The following is a 15,374-nucleotide window of genomic DNA, read 5'->3' as shown; positions in this document are numbered from 1 at the left end:
AAATAATGTCACTCAAAACAATAAAAATACTTGCCATTACAGGAAGTACAAGAACGAATTCTAGTAATTATAAAATCCTCAAATATATTTCGGAACATTTTAAATCTGATTTTGAAGTAGAAATTTTTGAAGGTCTGACTGCTATTCCGCACTTTAATCCCGATCTTGATACAGAGAATCCTCCAAAAGAAGTAGAATCTTTCAGAAAGAAAATCCAAAATGCAGACGGTGTCCTTATCTGTACACCTGAATATGTTTTTAGTTTACCCGGAAGTTTGAAAAATGCTTTGGAGTGGTGCGTTTCAACAACAATATTTTCGAATAAAAAAACAGGATTAATTACGGCTTCTGCTTCTGGTGAAATGGGACATGAACAATTATTACTGATTATGAAAACCCTTGAAGCGAAATTCGATGATAACACACAACTTTTAATTCAGGGAATACGTGGTAAAATCGATGCTGATGGAAAAATCATCAATCAGGAAACAGAAAAAGCACTTCAAAATTTTATAAATTACTTTGCGAATCAATTTTTATAGTAGATTTACTTAATTGAAATTCCGCTTAAAAAATGATCACCAGAAGAAACTTTATCATCAATACAAGCCTGGCTGCTACGGCAGTTTTGGCTTCTCCATCATTTGCATTTACTATGAAAAAAAAGGAAATAGGTTTACAGTTATATACGCTTCGTGAAGAACTTCCTAAAGATGTAAAGGTAGTTTTGGAAAAAGTAGCAAAAGCAGGTTTTACAACCGTCGAAACATACGGATATTCGATTAAAGACCAGTTTTGGGGACTAACTCCAAAGGAATTAAAAAAGATTCTCGATGATAATGGATTAAAAGCGGTAAGCGGACATTATAATTTAGGAAGTTATTTGTATGACGGAAATACAACGGAGCTGATTGCAGCAATAGAAGCCGCAAAAGTTTTAAAAAGCGAATTCCTGACAGTTCCGTGGGTTGATGAACCTTTTAGGAAAAATATTGATGATTATAAGAAGATTGCTTTCCGAATAAATGAAGCGGCAAAGTTGTGTAAAGAGGCGGGTTTAAAACTAGCTTATCACAATCATGATTTTGAATTTCAAAAGCACGACGGAGTTACCGGTTATGAAATTTTATTAAAAGAAACCGATAAAGATTTGGTTTATTTTGAATTAGATTTATACTGGGTTATCTATTCAGGAAATGATCCTTTGCGATTATTTGCCGAAAATCCAGGACGTTTTAAAATGTGGCATGTTAAGGATGCAGACAAAACGAATCAAAAGTTAAATACAGAAGTAGGTTCAGGAACAATAGATTTTAAACCCTTTTTTAAAGAAGCAAAGCAATCTGGTATGGTTCATTTTTTTGTAGAACAGGAAAATAATTATGCTTCGAATTCTATCGAATCTATAAAAACGAGTTGTGATTTTATTGCTAAAAATCTAATCTAATAGTGTTGATTTATGAAGAAAATTCTTTTTCTGGTTTTTGTAATGCTTTGTTCGTGTCAATCCAATAAAAAGGAAAATCCCAATCCAATTCTTAATTCGTAATGAACGGAACCAATAGCATACCGGAGACTGATGAACATTCAGTTAGATTATGTTCGCTTTGCCAAAGAAAATTAAATTCCGGATTTAAATATGATAATGTAAAAAGGCTGCAAGAACTGGAAAAATATTTTAAAGAAAATAATCTGGAAGAAGGATTAACGTTAATGAAAAAAGACCTAGAAAAAGTAAATAAATGGCAACTAGTAAAGAATTTATAAAAGGAAACGAAATAGAGTGGGAAGTAGTTGGAGAAGGAATCAAACGTAAAATCTTGGCGTTTGACGATCGTGTAATGTTAGTAAATGTACATTTTGAAAAAGGGGGAATTGGTGTGCTTCACGATCATTATCATTCTCAGCTTACCTATATAGCAAGCGGAAAATTTGATGTAACGATTAGTGGTGTAACCCAAACTTTACAGCAAGGCGACAGTTTTTATATTCCGCCTCATGCTGTTCACGGAGTTGTTTGTCTTGAAGAAGGAATGCTTACAGATGTTTTCAGCCCTGCAAGAGAAGACTTTTTGAACTATTAAAAGTAAAAAAAACAAAAATATAAGTTGTATAAGTAATTGAGGTGTTTAGTTTAAATGAACTTTTATGACTTATATGGTTTTAAAAAAAGCTTAAAAATTATACATTTTTTAAAGTTTTGCTAAAAATTAGATTGGTATTTTTGCAACATGAATTTATCAAAAACTAATGTACTTTTTATGGCAGTTTGCACGGGTCTTATCGTTGCAAATCTGTATTACTGCCAGCCTTTGATTGTCTTAATCGCTAACGAATTTAAAATTCCCGAAGCCAGTGCCGGAACAATAACGTATCTTACCCAAGCAGGTTATGCCATTGGATTGTTCTTCATGGTACCGCTTGGCGATAAAATAGAACGTAAAAGGCAGATTTTAATGACCACTTTTGCATCTGTAATTGCATTGTTAATTGCTGCTACAGCCAAAAGTTTTCTGGTGTTACAAATCGCTTCTTTATTAATTGGAATTACTTCGATTGTTCCACAGCTAATTCTGCCTCTGGCGGCTTCTTTAAGTGCGCCCGAACAACGTGGAAAAGTAGTTGGAACGATCATGAGCGGACTTTTGGTCGGGATTTTACTTTCCAGAACCTTAAGCGGATTTATTGGCGAAGTTCTAGGCTGGAGATCCATGTTTTATATCGCAGCAGGAATTTGTCTCTTAATCTTTTTTGTTATCCAAAGCAAATTTCCAGTAAACAAACCGCAGTTTCAAGGAACCTACGGCCAGCTAATTCAATCTTTATTTACTTTAATAAAAACGCAGCCGGTTTTGCGTGAAGCAACTGCAATCAATGTTTTCAGTTTTGCCCAATTTGGCGCTTTCTGGACGACAATGGTTTTATTGCTTTCAGGAGAGCCATTTCACTTCAATAGTGCGACAATTGGTTTATTCGGAATTGTTGGTGCATCTGGAGCTTTGGCAGCGCCTTTAGTGGGGAAAATTGGTGATAAAGGAAATTCTAGAATTGCGGTTGGATATGGCTGTTTATTAATTCTAATAAGCTTTTTAATTTTCTACTTTTCAATAGAAAGTGTCATAGGAGTAGCGATTGGAATTGTTTTTATTGACATTGGAATTCAGGGAGTTCATATCTCAAACCAAACGCGAGTATATTCACTTTTGCCAGAAGCTAGAAACCGACTTAATACAGTGTTTATGTCTTTCAGTTTCTTAGGAACAGCTGCAGGATCTGCTTACGGATTATTATTATGGAAACTGGGCGGATGGCATGCCGTAACAATTGGCTGTATGGTATTGTCATTACTGTCATTAACAGTTTACGGACTGACTTATAAATCAAAATCTAAAAAAGAGAAAGCGCAAATTGATTAAAAAATTAATTTGTAAATTTGCGTTCAAATAAAAAAAATACAACAATGGAAAACGGAATATACGCTAAATTCAATACTAGTAAAGGTTCGATTTTAGTAAAACTTACACATGATTTGACACCTGGAACTGTAGGGAATTTTGTAGCTCTTGCAGAAGGAAACATGGAAAATAGAGTAAAACCTCAAGGGCAAAAATTCTACGATGGATTAAACTTCCACAGAGTAATTGCTGATTTCATGATTCAAGGTGGTTGTCCAAAAGGAACTGGAACTGGTGATCCAGGTTATAAATTTGACGACGAATTTGTACCAAGTTTAAAACACGATCGTCCGGGAGTTTTATCTATGGCAAACTCAGGCCCTGGAACAAACGGTTCTCAATTCTTTATTACTCACGTTCCAACTCCTTGGTTAGACGGAAAACATACTGTTTTCGGACATGTGGTTGAAGGACAAGATGTAGTAGATGCTGTTGCTCAAGGTGATGCTTTAGAGTCTGTAGAAATTATCAGAGTTGGTGAAGAAGCTCAAAAATGGAATGCTATTGAAGCTTTCATTTCTTTAAAAGGTGCTCGTATGAAAAGAGAAGCAGCTTTAAAAGCAGAATCTGAAGCAAAAATGGAACAATTAGCTGCTGGTTTTGATAAAACTGAAAGTGGTCTACGTTACAAAATGATCCAGAAAGGTGAAGGTAAAAAAGCTGAAGCTGGGAAAACAGTTTCTGTTCACTACGAAGGATCTTTAGAAAACGGAAAAGTTTTTGATTCATCTTACCCACGTAAAAAACCAATCGAATTCAAATTAGGAATTGGACAAGTTATCGAAGGATGGGACGAAGGTATCGCGTTATTACAAGTTGGTGACAAAGCTCGTTTTGTCATTCCATCTGATTTAGCTTACGGACCATCAGGTGCAGGAGGTGTTATCCCGCCACACGCAACTTTGATTTTTGACGTTGAGTTAATGGACGTTAAATAAGAATTCTAAACAATTTAATTTTGTTTTAAATAATAATCCCATTCCTCGCCGAATGGGATTTTTTTTATATTTACTAAAAAACATTGTAATGAGAAAGACTTTAATTTTAGCAGGAACGGTTTTAGTTTTAGTAGCCTGTAGTACTAAACAATCAATGGCAGAAGCTCCGCCACCTCCGCCGCCGCCTTCAAAAGAAGTATCTGCTAAAGATCTTGTATTTGGTGATACAGCTTTGGCAGAAGGAAAACAATTGTATGATAACAATTGTGCAAAATGTCATAAATGGTACGAACCAAAACAGTTTAGCAAAGAAGAGTGGAAACCAATTTTGGTAAGAATGCAGAAAAAGGCGAAACTTGACGATATGCAAATGGCTTCAATAACCAATTTTATTGATTCTCAGTTGTAATTCTCATTTCAAAAAATATAAAAAACCGATTCAATTACTTTGAATCGGTTTTTGTTTTTCAAATAGATATAAAAAAACACCGTCACAAAAGGAGGTGTTTTTGAAATTAAGAATGAAGTACTGCCGAATTATCTACAGCAACAATCTTTAATGTTTTAATACCTGCAGGCATTTCCCAATCAACTTGATCATTTTCTTTAAAACCAATAATGGCCACACTTAAAGGTGCTAGAATCGATATTTTAGATTGTTTTACATCGGCTGCCGAAGGTAAAACGATTTGAATTTTCATTTGTTTATTGGCTTTTACATCTTCAATAGTCACAAAGGAATTGATGCGTATAACCAAATCTAAATCACTTTCTTTGCCTATTACAGCGCGGTCAAGTTCCTGTGAAAGCTGATTGGCTTCTTTTGTATTTGTTGCATTTTTACTTTTTAAAATCAATTCTCTTAGAAATTGATAATCTGCTTTGCAGAAAGTAGGTGTTGGTTTCATATCTATTTGAATTTATTATTATGCTTTAATTTTTATTTGAATGATTTTTCTTCTTTTTAAATTTAAAGAGACAGTTGTTTTACAGGCCTTTTTTCAAGACAGATTTCTACGAAACTTTAAATAAAAACAAAAAATATTTGACTAATTTGATTTTTGTCAAATAAATAAAGGTTTAAAACTGATGTAAATCCTCCGCCTGAAAGAAGAAAAGTGAAATAGACGGAGGCCTAATTAATAAAGGCCTTACTCTGTGAAATAAATACAGCCGAAAGCGGTCTTCTTGAAAAAGAAAACAGCAACGCAGCAATTGTAAATATTGTTATGGTGCTCACAATGAGTAAATTTTGTTATGATGGCAAAGATAAGAAACTTTTTTTAATAGGTAAAAGCTTTATTTCCATTTGATATTACAGCCAATACTCGGCTTTTGGATTTCGCTTAAAGTTCTATTGTATATCAAAGCATCAATAGCATTTCGTAAATCAGTACCGCTCAGCGGAATTCCATTTCCAGGTCTTGAATCGTCTAGTTGTCCTCTGTAAAATAAACGGTTTTGATTGTCGAACAAATAGAAATCTGGAGTACAGGCCGCATCGTATGCTTTGGCTGTTTCCTGAGTTTCATCATATAAATAAGGAAAATCAATTTTATGCTGTAAGGCAAATTCAGCCATCATTTCTGGTGAATCTTGAGGATATTTTTCAACATCATTACTTGAAATGGCAATAATTCCCAATCCCTGAACTCTGTAATCGTTTGCAATCATCACAATCTCATTAATTACATGAAGCACAAACGGGCAATGATTACACATAAAAATGACAAGAGTTCCTTTTGAGCCTTTTAAATCAGCAAACGAATACGTATTATTCGAATTAGTGTCTTTTAAAAAGAATTCAGGAGCAATTGTTCCAAGCGGAACCATATTTGATGGAGTTCGAGCCATTTTTTACAAATAATTAGTTTTCAAAAATAACTTTTATTATCTGTAAAAAAAAGATCACAATAGTAAATATTGCGATCTTTCTATTTATACTAAAATATGTTCTTACGGCTTATGAATTTAAAAATTCAAGTAAATCTTCATTCAATCTATCTCGTTCTGTATAAAACAAACCGTGAGGTGCGCCTTCATAAACAATATAATTATTGCGTGCTATTTTTTCTGCAGCTTTTTTAGAAGTTAAATCGATAGGAACAATTTTATCGTCATTTCCGTGAATAATAAGTGTTGGTACATTTACAGTTTGAAGTTCATCTCTAAAATCAGTAAATGAAAATGATTCAGCACATTTTAATGTGGCACGAGGAGAAGCAAATGAACAAAGCATTCTGTAATATTCTAATAAAGCGGTGCTTAAAGGTTTGTTGATAATATTAACACCAAAAAAGGTTTTACCAAAATTATCTACAAAACCAATTCGGTCTTCTTTTATCGATGCGGCTGTTGAATCACTTTTCTCTCTTGGATGACCTTCAGGATTATCTTCCGTTTTTAATAAAAAAGGAATAATAGAAGATATCAAAGCCGCTTTTTCAACTCCTTTCCCTTGATGACGGCTGAAGTAACGAACTACTTCGCCACCGCCCATTGAAAACCCTACAAGTGTAACGTTTTCTAATTGCAACTGATCGATAATTTCGCTCAAATCATCGGTTAAAGTGTCGTAATCGTAACCATTCCAAGGTTGAGATGATTTTCCAAAACCACGTCGGTCATAAGCGATTACTCTAAAATTATTTTGTACCAAAAATTCTATTTGGTATTCCCACATTTCATTAGAAAGCGGCCAGCCATGAATTAAAATTACGGGTTTTCCCTTTCCATAATCCCTCACATAAAGTTTTACATTTTTGGCAGTTTCGATGTATTTGTCTGTATTTTGCTGATGGACATTAAAGTCTAAATCTCTAATGGAGGTACCAGGATTAATTACACTATTTTCCATTGTATATTTTTTTACGATTAATTCAAGAAATTGATTAGTAAAATTAAACGGAGTATCAAAAAAAGAGGTTATAGAATTAGTCCTATTCGTTATAAAATTAATAGGTTTGTAATAAAACCTTAATAATTATGGATTTAACTTGGAATGAATTTGAAAGAACCGATATGCGTGTAGGAACAATTTTGGAAGTAAATGATTTTCCCGAAGCCAGAAAACCTGCCTATCAGTTAACGATCGATTTTGGATTAGAAATCGGCATTCGAAAATCATCGGCGCAAATTACCAAACGTTATAAAAAAGAAGATTTAATCAACCGACAAATTGTTGCTGTTGTCAATTTTCCAAGAAAACAAATTGGTAAATTTATGAGTGAGTGCCTGGTGCTTGGCGCCGTAGGCGAGGAGGGAGACGTAATTTTATTAGCTCCCGATTTTAAGATTGAAAATGGATTGAGGATTGGGTGATTTTTTTAGTTTTCAGTCGCAGTTCACAGTCACAGTTTTTGTTCTTAGACAGTTTTGCACTGAAAACTGCGACTGAATACTGAATACTGAAAACTAAGAATTAATCTTCTTAATAAGTTGTTGTAAAATCAACTGTCCTTCTTCCCAATATCTTAAATCAGAGTCAGAGTTGATGTGTCCTTGCTGGCCAACGTTTACAAAATCACTTCCCCATTTTTCGGCAAAATATTGTTTTCTTTCAAATAAGGCGTACGGATCGTTTTCGCTTGCTACTACAATAGAAGGAAAAGGAAGTGTATAAAGCGGCATTGGCGAAAAATTTCGGATAACATCTGGCGTATGTTCTGGTGAATCAACATCGGCAGGAGCTACCAATAGAGCTCCAATTATATTTTTGCTGCTGTTTTTTTCTGCCCAATGTAAAACCAAAGAAACGGCTAAACTGTGTGCAACTAAAATTGTAGGCTGCGTTAGTTTCGAAATTTCTTCATTTAAACGTGCGAGCCAGTCTTCGCGAAGCGGTTCATCCCAATTATCTTGAATTAAACGTATTGAATTTTTAAATTTTTCATGCCAAAAGGTCTGCCAGTGTTTTTCTCCGGAATCCCCGAGTCCTGGCAGTATTAAGAGTTGTGTTTCCATTGCCGTGGATGTGATTTAGTGATTTATTTTTTGCGCTCTTTTAAAATTCGGTTTACTTCGTTTACCAAAAGTGGGAAAGCAGGTTCCGTCATACCATGTCCGTAACCGTCTAATTCGTATAATTTGGTTTGAGTGTGTCCAACAAGTTTCATCATTCTTGCCATATAAGCGTTTTCTTCGTAACGGCCTAACATTTCTAATTCACGGTCACCTGTAATTAATAAAAGGGGCGGAGCATCGGCGCGAACGTAATACAAAGGAGCAAATTGGTCAATTGTAGGCTGTTTTTCGGGAATTCCATTTTCTCTTCTAATTTCAAAATGAGTGATACATTGTCCGCTAAACGGAATTAATCCAGCGATTCTATTGGCATCGATTCCTTCTTTCTGAAGCCATTTTTTATCGAGACCAATCATGCTGGCCAAATAACCTCCGGCAGAATGTCCTGAAACAAATATTTCCGAAGCGTCACCGCCATAACTGGTAATATTGTTAAAAGCCCAGCTCACTGCCGCTGCTGCATCTTCAATCGCTTTTTCGGCTTTTGCTTTTGGAGACAATCTATAATTAACACCAATAATGGCAAAACCTTTATTTTTTAAAGCTTCAGGAATTTCTTTGTTTCCACCAGTTAATCCTCCGCCATGAAACCAGACAATGGTAGCAAAACCTTTACTGTTTTTTGGATAATAGATATCCAGCACACATCTTTCGTTAATGTAACTGTCGGATTTGTTGATGGCCGCACTGTAATATTGAATGTTAGATTTGGTTTCATACTCTAATTTTTGTGCAGTTGAGGTTATACTAATCAAGATAAAGCTTAGTAAAAGAAGTAAATTTTTCATTGTATTATAGTTTGTAGTTTGATTTTAAGATTAAAACTTAAAATCGATTGAATTAATAGAACTTAAATATATAAAAAAAGTCCAAAATGCTAAACAAATTGGACTTATACTTTTAAAAAGTTATATAGATTAAATATCGTCGAAATCAATATCGGTAAAGCTTGATCGTGTAGTTTCAGCTTTGTCAGAACTGTATTCTTTTTTGAAATCTTTTTGATGTCTTTCAGAGATTACTTCTTCGCCTTTGTGGTTTAAAACGTATGAAGTCATTTCTTCTAATATTTCTGCGAAAGCACTAAAATCTTCTTTATATAAGTAAATTTTGTGTTTTTTAAAGTGAAATGAACCATCTTCTTCAGTAAACTTTTTGCTTTCGGTAATTGTAATGTAATAATCGTCAGCTTTAGTAGCTCTCACATCAAAGAAATAAGTTCTTCTTCCTGCTCGTAATACTTTAGAAAAAATTTCTTCTTTTTCTAACATGTCATTTTCTCTCATAATACGTTCTATCATTTTTGGAATTAATAGTAATCAAAAATCATAAAAAATTATCTATTACGCAACAATTAAAGTAATTCTTTTTCCGAAAGTTGTTTTAAATATAACGCTGCATAATAGCCTTCTTGATTTATCAATTGATTATGAGAGCCTTGTTGGATTATTTCACCATCTTCTAAAATGATGATTTTGTCGGCATTTTTAGCCGAAGAAACTCGATGACTGACAATAATTGTAGTTTTATTTTTACAAAATTCAAATAAGTTATTTAAGATGATTTCTTCAGTTTCTGTATCGACAGCAGACAAACAATCGTCAAAAAGTAAAATTGCAGGGTTTTTTATAAGCGCTCTTGCAATCGAAACACGCTGTTTTTGTCCGCCCGAAAGTGTGATTCCTCTTTCTCCTAAAATCGTATCATACTGTTTGTTAAATGCAATAATATTGTCATGAACAACAGCGCTTTTGGCTGCTGCGATAACTTCTTCATCAGTTGCATTTTGATTTCCAAATTTGATATTGTTTTTAATCGTATCCGAAAATAAAAACGCATCTTGAGGAACAATACCCACACTGTTTCGAAGATCATTTAAATTTAAAGTACTGATTTCTTTGTTGTCAATTGTGATTTCTCCCTCGCTAACATCATATAAACGGGAAAGCAATGATAATATTGTAGACTTTCCAGAACCTGTTTTTCCAAGAATAGCAAGTGTTTCGCCTTTTTTGACAGTAAAACTGACATTCTTTAAAGCTTCTATATTAGTATCTTCATATGTAAAACTCACATTTCGAAAAGCAATTTCGCCATTAATTTCTGATGAGTTGTGATTGTTGTTTTTGATTTCAGGTTCGATTTTCAAAAATTCATTTAAACGTTTTTGAGAAGCTTCGGCTTCTTGTACCATCGATGAAACCCATCCAAGAGAAGCAACCGGCCAAGTAAGCATATTAACGTATAAAATAAACTCAGCAATGGTTCCAATGTTTGGAATTGTTCCATTTATATACATTACGCCTCCAAAGTAAATCACAACCAAATTACTGATTCCGATAAGCGCGATCATTAAAGGGCCAAAAAGCGATTGTACTTTGGCAAGATCAAGACTTTTTCGTTTACTTTCTTCGGCAAGATCTACCATATTATTTTGATGCTGGTTTTCTAAGGAATAGGCTTTTATGACGCGAATCCCGGAAAATATTTCCTGAGTAAAACTAGAAACTTTCGACAAATATTGCTGAAAAGTCGTGCTTCGTTTATTGATTTCAGAACTTAGTTTAAAAATACAATACGATAATATAGGTAAAGGAAGAATGGTGTAAAGGGTTAGCAAAGGCGAAACATTATACATATATAATAGTACAATCGCAAAACGAATAAAAGTATTAATGGTATACATTACAGCTGGTCCCACATACATTCTCACTTTTGAAACGTCTTCGCTAATACGATTCATTAAATCTCCGGTACGGTTTTGCTTGTAGAAATTCTGCGAAAGATTTTCATATTGTTTGAAAACCTCATTTTTTAAATCAAATTCAACATGGCGAGACATGACAATTAAAGTCTGACGCATTAAAAAGGTTAAAAATCCTCCTACGATCGCACTTCCTATGATTAAGAAGATGTTATGAATTAAATCTTCCTTGTAAAAATTAGCTATAATAGATGAGTGACGATCTGATTCTGATAATTTTAAAAATTTTTCAATGACATCAAATGAGTGGCTGACCAGCTTTGGAGTAAACAAAAAGAAAATTTGTGCGATTATGGTGATTAAAATACCAAGAGAAAAACTGTATTTATATTTGATGAAATATTTATTTAAATAGCTTAATTCTTTCATTTTTTTAAGAAATTCAATATTGATTTGATTTAAATTTATGAATTATTGTTAATTAAAATTATAATAAAATGCAATTTAATCAAAACAATTATATTGTAAAATTGTTATTTTAAGGATAAAAAATTAGCACATGTGTATTTTTTGTTTATGTTTGAGAAGTCTTTTTGACGATTTCGTAATTTTAAACAAATAAATTCTAACACTATGAATGCAGCTTTCGCAACTGGAAAGGAACTTCAAAAAATGGATCCTGTTTTTGGTCAGTTATCTTTTGATGATCACGAACAAATTGTATTTTGCAATGACAAAGATACAGGTTTAAAAGCAATTATTGGTATTCATAATTCGGTTATGGGACCAGCTTTAGGAGGTACAAGAATGTGGAATTACAATACTGAATGGGAAGCGCTAAACGATGTACTGCGCCTTTCAAGAGGTATGACTTATAAATCAGCAATTACCGGTCTAAATATTGGCGGTGGAAAAGCAGTTATTATTGGAGATGCAAAAACACAAAAAACGCCTGAATTAATGCGTAAGTTTGGTGAATTTGTTCACTCTTTAAGCGGAAGATATATTACAGCTGAAGATGTTGGAATGGAAACTAAAGACATGGATACTGTAAGAGATGTAACGCCTTACGTTACGGGAATTTCTGAGGAAAGAGGAGGTTCTGGAAATCCTTCGCCAGTTACTGCTTACGGAGTTTATTTAGGAATGAAAGCAGCTGCTAAAAGTCAGTTTGGATCTGATGTTTTAGATGGTAAAAAAGTTTTGGTTCAAGGAATTGGACACGTGGGTGAAACTTTGGTTGAATATTTAACTAAAGAAGGCGCACAGGTTACCATTACCGATATTAATGAAGAGAAATTATATCAGGTTGCTTCAAAATACAACGCTTCTATTTATACAGGAGAAGATTTATATACTGCTGATGTTGATATTTACGCACCATGTGCAATGGGAGCAACTATTAACGATGCTACAATAGAAAAAATTAAAGCTAAAGTTATTGCTGGTGCAGCAAACAATCAGTTGGCAGATGAAAACGTTCACGGTCAGAGATTGAAAGACAGAGGTATTTTATATGCTCCTGATTTCTTAATCAACGCTGGTGGAATCATTAATGTTTATGCTGAATTAGAGCACTATGGTAAAGCTGAAATCATGGCGAAAACAGAAAATATCTATAACACCACTTTAGAAATTATCGATTACGCTGCGAAAAACGGAATTACAACGCACAAAGCGGCACTTACAATTGCTCAAAACCGTATCGATCAAAGAAAAATCGAGAACGCTTCTAAGTAATTCTTTTTAGTTTACAGTCTCAGTCTCAGTTTTCAGTTCTGCTGGAAACTGGGACTTTTTTTTAGTTTACAGTCTCGGTTTTCGGTATTAAGTTTTCGATATTTAGTTTTCAGTTTTCAGTCTCAGGTTTAGTTTAGTTTAGTTTAGTTTAGTGGTATAATTATTTTTTTGACGCAGCAAATTGAGACTGTGACTGAAAACTGTGACTGAAAACTGCGACTGAAAACTGCGACTGAAAACTGCGACTGAATACTATAAACCGCGACTAAACACTTTTTTACGATTTAATTTTAAAATACGCCTTAAAAGTTTTACTTTTGCGGACTAATTTTTAAATGTTCTTACGAGGTGGTAAATAGAAGACACATACGCATTAAAGTAATGCAGTCCATTTATGCAATGCATCAAAGCGGTTCTGATAATATGGAAAAAGAAGAAAAATTTCTTTTCTACAGTATTGATAATATTCAGGATTTATATTTGATTATGCTTTCTTCATTGATTGAAATATGTAAAAAAGAATCTGTTTTTTTACATCTGTCAAGTAAAAAACATCTTGCAACTCCAGCAGAACGTAATCCAAACGAAAAATTTATCAAAAACAAAATCTTTCAGCTTCTTGCCGAAAGTAATTCTTTAAGCATTGCTTTAGAAAATCGTAAAATCAACAATTGGGCTTTAAACGATGATTATATCATTTTGCTTTTAAATGATATTAAAGAAAGCGATGTGTACAAAAAATACATGTCGAATAATGTAAACACATTTGAAGAAGACAAACAATTTATTGCTGATTTGTTTTCGGACGTAATTGTTCCGAATGAAAAATTATACGAGTATTTAGAAGATGATAAATTAACATGGGTTGATGATATTCCAGTTGTTAATACGCATATCATTAAACAATTAAAAGCGATTAAAACTGAAAATCCAGACGAATTTAGAGTTCCTAAATTGTATAAGGATGTGGAGGATAAAGATTTTGCAAAAGATTTGTTTAGAAGAACTGTTTTAAATGAAGCTGCTTTTGCAAAAGAATACGATGATAAAACACCAAATTGGGACAGCGAAAGGATTGCAGAAATCGATACGATTATTTTGAAAATGGCAATCTGCGAATTTTTAAAATTTCCTTCAATTCCTGTAAAAGTAACTCTTAACGAATATTTAGAAATCGCAAAAGAGTATTCTACACCAAAAAGTAGTATTTTTATCAACGGAATTCTAGACAATCTGGTAAAAGAACTTGAAGCCAACAAAAAGATGGTTAAAGTTGGAAGAGGGTTAATGTAATTAAAAGCTGAAATTCCAATTAGTAAATTCGAAATTCCAAAAAGAAATTAATATAAATCAAAAACAGAATTTAATTATGGGACAATTATCTCAATTTGCACCTTTTCTTTTAATGTTCGTGGTAATCTACTTTTTCATGATTAGACCACAGCAAAAAAGAGCAAAAAACGAAAAAGAATTTGAAAACAGCCTAAAAGTAGGTGACAAAATAGTTACAAAAAGTGGATTTCACGGTAAAATTGCTGAATTAGCAGAAACAACTGTTGTAATCGAAACAATGTCAGGAAAATTAAAATTAGAGCGTTCAGCTATCTCTTTAGAATTGAGTGCCGCTTTGAATAAAAAAGCATAAGTTTTTTAAAATTTCAAAAATATAAAATCCCAAATTCCAAAAAGGAGTTTGGGATTTTTTTATGGGTGATTTTATACACAACATTTTCTCATTTCGGCATAAGGATAAATCGCAAAAGAAAATCTGCAAAGAAAAACCTTTGTCAAAGTTTAAAACTTTGACAAAGGTCTCGTATAGTTTGGAATTTAGAATTTGGAATTTAGAATTTGGAATTTAGAATTTGGAATTTAGAATTTGGAATTTGGAATTTAGAATTTAGAACTTGGAATTTCAGAAAAATTATCTGTATTTATCATTCAGTCCAACACTTGCTAAAATCATCGGAACTACTTTTTCAATTCTTGAGATTTTTGTTTTTTCTTGTTTGGCACTTTCGATGTATTCTAAAAACTCATATTGTTTATAAGGTGAGAATTTTTGAAAAGCCTCTTTCAAAGCCGGATTCTGATTCATTTCTTTTTCTAAAAGTTCAGAAACGATAGTTTCTTTTTTAGAAGGTTTAATGATTTTGCCTTGTTTTTCGTTTTCTATGGCTTCGGCAATGTATTCCAGAATTTCTTTTTCGTTTACTTCTTCTTTAGAAGTAAAACGCCATTGTCTCAACGATTTTGTTACTTCTTCCTGAGCATTTATGAGTTTCTTTTTGTCATCTTTCAGAAATACACCATTGAAAAACCAAATGGCAAAATAATCTTTGAATCCACCGAGACCTACAACATTCTTTTTGTTGTAAACATATACTGGACCGCCCCATTTTGTGGTTTCTGTCAGCTCTGTTTTGTCAACTATGGTTTTGAGCAGGAGTAATTCTTCGGTCCATTTTTCACCATATTTCCAAATGCCTGTATTTTCGGATTTTGATTCCAATT

19 protein-coding genes are annotated in these 15,374 nt (G+C 33.2%); 11 read left to right on the top strand and 8 right to left on the bottom strand.

What is annotated here, in order from left to right:
* Positions 1-5 precede the first annotated feature (5 nt).
* The 7 genes from J0383_RS04305 to J0383_RS04275 all read left to right on the top strand — a co-directional run bounded on the left by J0383_RS04305 (position 6) and on the right by J0383_RS04275 (position 4,802).
* The gene (locus tag J0383_RS04305) at positions 6-542 is read left to right on the top strand and encodes an NADPH-dependent FMN reductase (RefSeq protein ID WP_207297218.1); all 537 of its coding nucleotides are present in this window, start codon (positions 6-8) and stop codon (positions 540-542) included.
* A 32-nt stretch (positions 543-574) separates the two neighbouring features.
* A complete protein-coding gene (locus tag J0383_RS04300) occupies positions 575-1,447 on the top strand; it encodes a sugar phosphate isomerase/epimerase family protein (protein WP_207297217.1) in 873 nt (290 codons plus the stop codon).
* A gap of 101 nt (positions 1,448-1,548) precedes the next feature.
* Complete coding sequence (locus J0383_RS04295; RefSeq protein ID WP_207297216.1) at positions 1,549-1,767, top strand: hypothetical protein; 219 nt, start codon at positions 1,549-1,551, stop codon at positions 1,765-1,767.
* Entirely contained in the window at positions 1,743-2,084 is a 342-nt protein-coding gene (locus J0383_RS04290) for a cupin domain-containing protein (protein ID WP_207297215.1), read from the top strand. Before J0383_RS04295 ends, J0383_RS04290 begins: the two co-directional genes overlap by 25 nt.
* A 147-nt stretch (positions 2,085-2,231) precedes the next feature.
* Positions 2,232-3,416, top strand: coding sequence for an MFS transporter (locus tag J0383_RS04285; RefSeq protein WP_207297214.1), 1,185 nt, complete (start codon positions 2,232-2,234; stop codon positions 3,414-3,416).
* A 44-nt stretch (positions 3,417-3,460) separates the two neighbouring features.
* The gene (locus J0383_RS04280) at positions 3,461-4,393 is read left to right on the top strand and encodes a peptidylprolyl isomerase (RefSeq protein WP_207297213.1); all 933 of its coding nucleotides are present in this window, start codon (positions 3,461-3,463) and stop codon (positions 4,391-4,393) included.
* An 88-nt stretch (positions 4,394-4,481) separates the two neighbouring features.
* Complete coding sequence (locus tag J0383_RS04275; protein WP_207297212.1) at positions 4,482-4,802, top strand: c-type cytochrome; 321 nt, start codon at positions 4,482-4,484, stop codon at positions 4,800-4,802.
* 106 nt (positions 4,803-4,908) lie between these two features.
* Here J0383_RS04275 and J0383_RS04270 read toward each other — a convergent pair whose 3' ends face one another.
* The 3 genes from J0383_RS04270 to J0383_RS04260 all read right to left on the bottom strand — a co-directional run bounded on the left by J0383_RS04270 (position 4,909) and on the right by J0383_RS04260 (position 7,250).
* Positions 4,909-5,301 carry a GreA/GreB family elongation factor gene (locus tag J0383_RS04270; RefSeq protein ID WP_207297211.1) on the bottom strand — a complete coding sequence of 131 codons (393 nt, stop codon included), beginning with the start codon at positions 5,299-5,301 and terminating at the stop codon, positions 4,909-4,911.
* Positions 5,302-5,692: 391 nt separating this feature from the next.
* Positions 5,693-6,247 carry a thioredoxin family protein gene (locus J0383_RS04265; protein WP_207297210.1) on the bottom strand — a complete coding sequence of 185 codons (555 nt, stop codon included), beginning with the start codon at positions 6,245-6,247 and terminating at the stop codon, positions 5,693-5,695.
* 109 nt (positions 6,248-6,356) lie between these two features.
* Positions 6,357-7,250, bottom strand: coding sequence for an alpha/beta fold hydrolase (locus J0383_RS04260; RefSeq protein ID WP_207297209.1), 894 nt, complete (start codon positions 7,248-7,250; stop codon positions 6,357-6,359).
* 128 nt (positions 7,251-7,378) lie between these two features.
* Here J0383_RS04260 and J0383_RS04255 point away from each other — a divergent pair, with 128 nt between their 5' ends.
* Positions 7,379-7,714: a tRNA-binding protein gene (locus J0383_RS04255; RefSeq protein ID WP_207297208.1), complete on the top strand. Its 336-nt coding sequence runs from the start codon at positions 7,379-7,381 to the stop codon at positions 7,712-7,714.
* Positions 7,715-7,807: 93 nt separating this feature from the next.
* Here the strand turns inward: J0383_RS04255 and J0383_RS04250 are convergent, their stop codons facing one another.
* From J0383_RS04250 to J0383_RS04235, 4 genes are all read right to left on the bottom strand, one after another.
* Complete coding sequence (locus tag J0383_RS04250; RefSeq protein WP_207297207.1) at positions 7,808-8,356, bottom strand: RBBP9/YdeN family alpha/beta hydrolase; 549 nt, start codon at positions 8,354-8,356, stop codon at positions 7,808-7,810.
* A 23-nt stretch (positions 8,357-8,379) separates the two neighbouring features.
* Positions 8,380-9,204, bottom strand: coding sequence for an alpha/beta hydrolase (locus tag J0383_RS04245; RefSeq protein WP_207297206.1), 825 nt, complete (start codon positions 9,202-9,204; stop codon positions 8,380-8,382).
* Positions 9,205-9,333: 129 nt separating this feature from the next.
* Positions 9,334-9,702, bottom strand: a complete 369-nt coding sequence (locus J0383_RS04240) for a PUR family DNA/RNA-binding protein (protein ID WP_207298651.1) — start codon at positions 9,700-9,702, stop codon at positions 9,334-9,336.
* A 68-nt stretch (positions 9,703-9,770) separates the two neighbouring features.
* On the bottom strand, positions 9,771-11,549 hold the full coding sequence (locus tag J0383_RS04235; RefSeq protein ID WP_207297205.1) for an ABC transporter ATP-binding protein: 1,779 nt from the start codon (positions 11,547-11,549) through the stop codon (positions 9,771-9,773).
* A 204-nt stretch (positions 11,550-11,753) separates the two neighbouring features.
* Between J0383_RS04235 and J0383_RS04230 the strand changes: the two genes are divergently transcribed.
* From J0383_RS04230 to yajC, 3 genes are all read left to right on the top strand, one after another.
* Positions 11,754-12,860 carry a Glu/Leu/Phe/Val family dehydrogenase gene (locus J0383_RS04230; RefSeq protein WP_317196724.1) on the top strand — a complete coding sequence of 369 codons (1,107 nt, stop codon included), beginning with the start codon at positions 11,754-11,756 and terminating at the stop codon, positions 12,858-12,860.
* A gap of 381 nt (positions 12,861-13,241) precedes the next feature.
* Positions 13,242-14,153 (top strand): transcription antitermination factor NusB, encoded by a 912-nt coding sequence (nusB, locus tag J0383_RS04225; RefSeq protein ID WP_207298649.1) that lies wholly within the window; start codon positions 13,242-13,244, stop codon positions 14,151-14,153.
* Between the two features lie 76 nt (positions 14,154-14,229).
* Positions 14,230-14,505, top strand: coding sequence for a preprotein translocase subunit YajC (gene yajC / locus J0383_RS04220; RefSeq protein WP_207297204.1), 276 nt, complete (start codon positions 14,230-14,232; stop codon positions 14,503-14,505).
* Between the two features lie 279 nt (positions 14,506-14,784).
* On the opposite strand, the gene J0383_RS04215 is transcribed toward yajC, so the two are convergent.
* Positions 14,785-15,372 (bottom strand): YdeI/OmpD-associated family protein, encoded by a 588-nt coding sequence (locus J0383_RS04215; protein WP_207297203.1) that lies wholly within the window; start codon positions 15,370-15,372, stop codon positions 14,785-14,787.
* Positions 15,373-15,374 lie beyond the last annotated feature (2 nt).

Origin of the sequence: Flavobacterium endoglycinae, from assembly GCF_017352115.1 — a bacterium.
Taxonomy (GTDB): Bacteria; Bacteroidota; Bacteroidia; order Flavobacteriales; family Flavobacteriaceae; genus Flavobacterium; species Flavobacterium endoglycinae.
The sequence above is the reverse complement of the archived record's forward strand: the minus strand, read 5'-3'. Positions and strand labels throughout refer to the sequence as shown.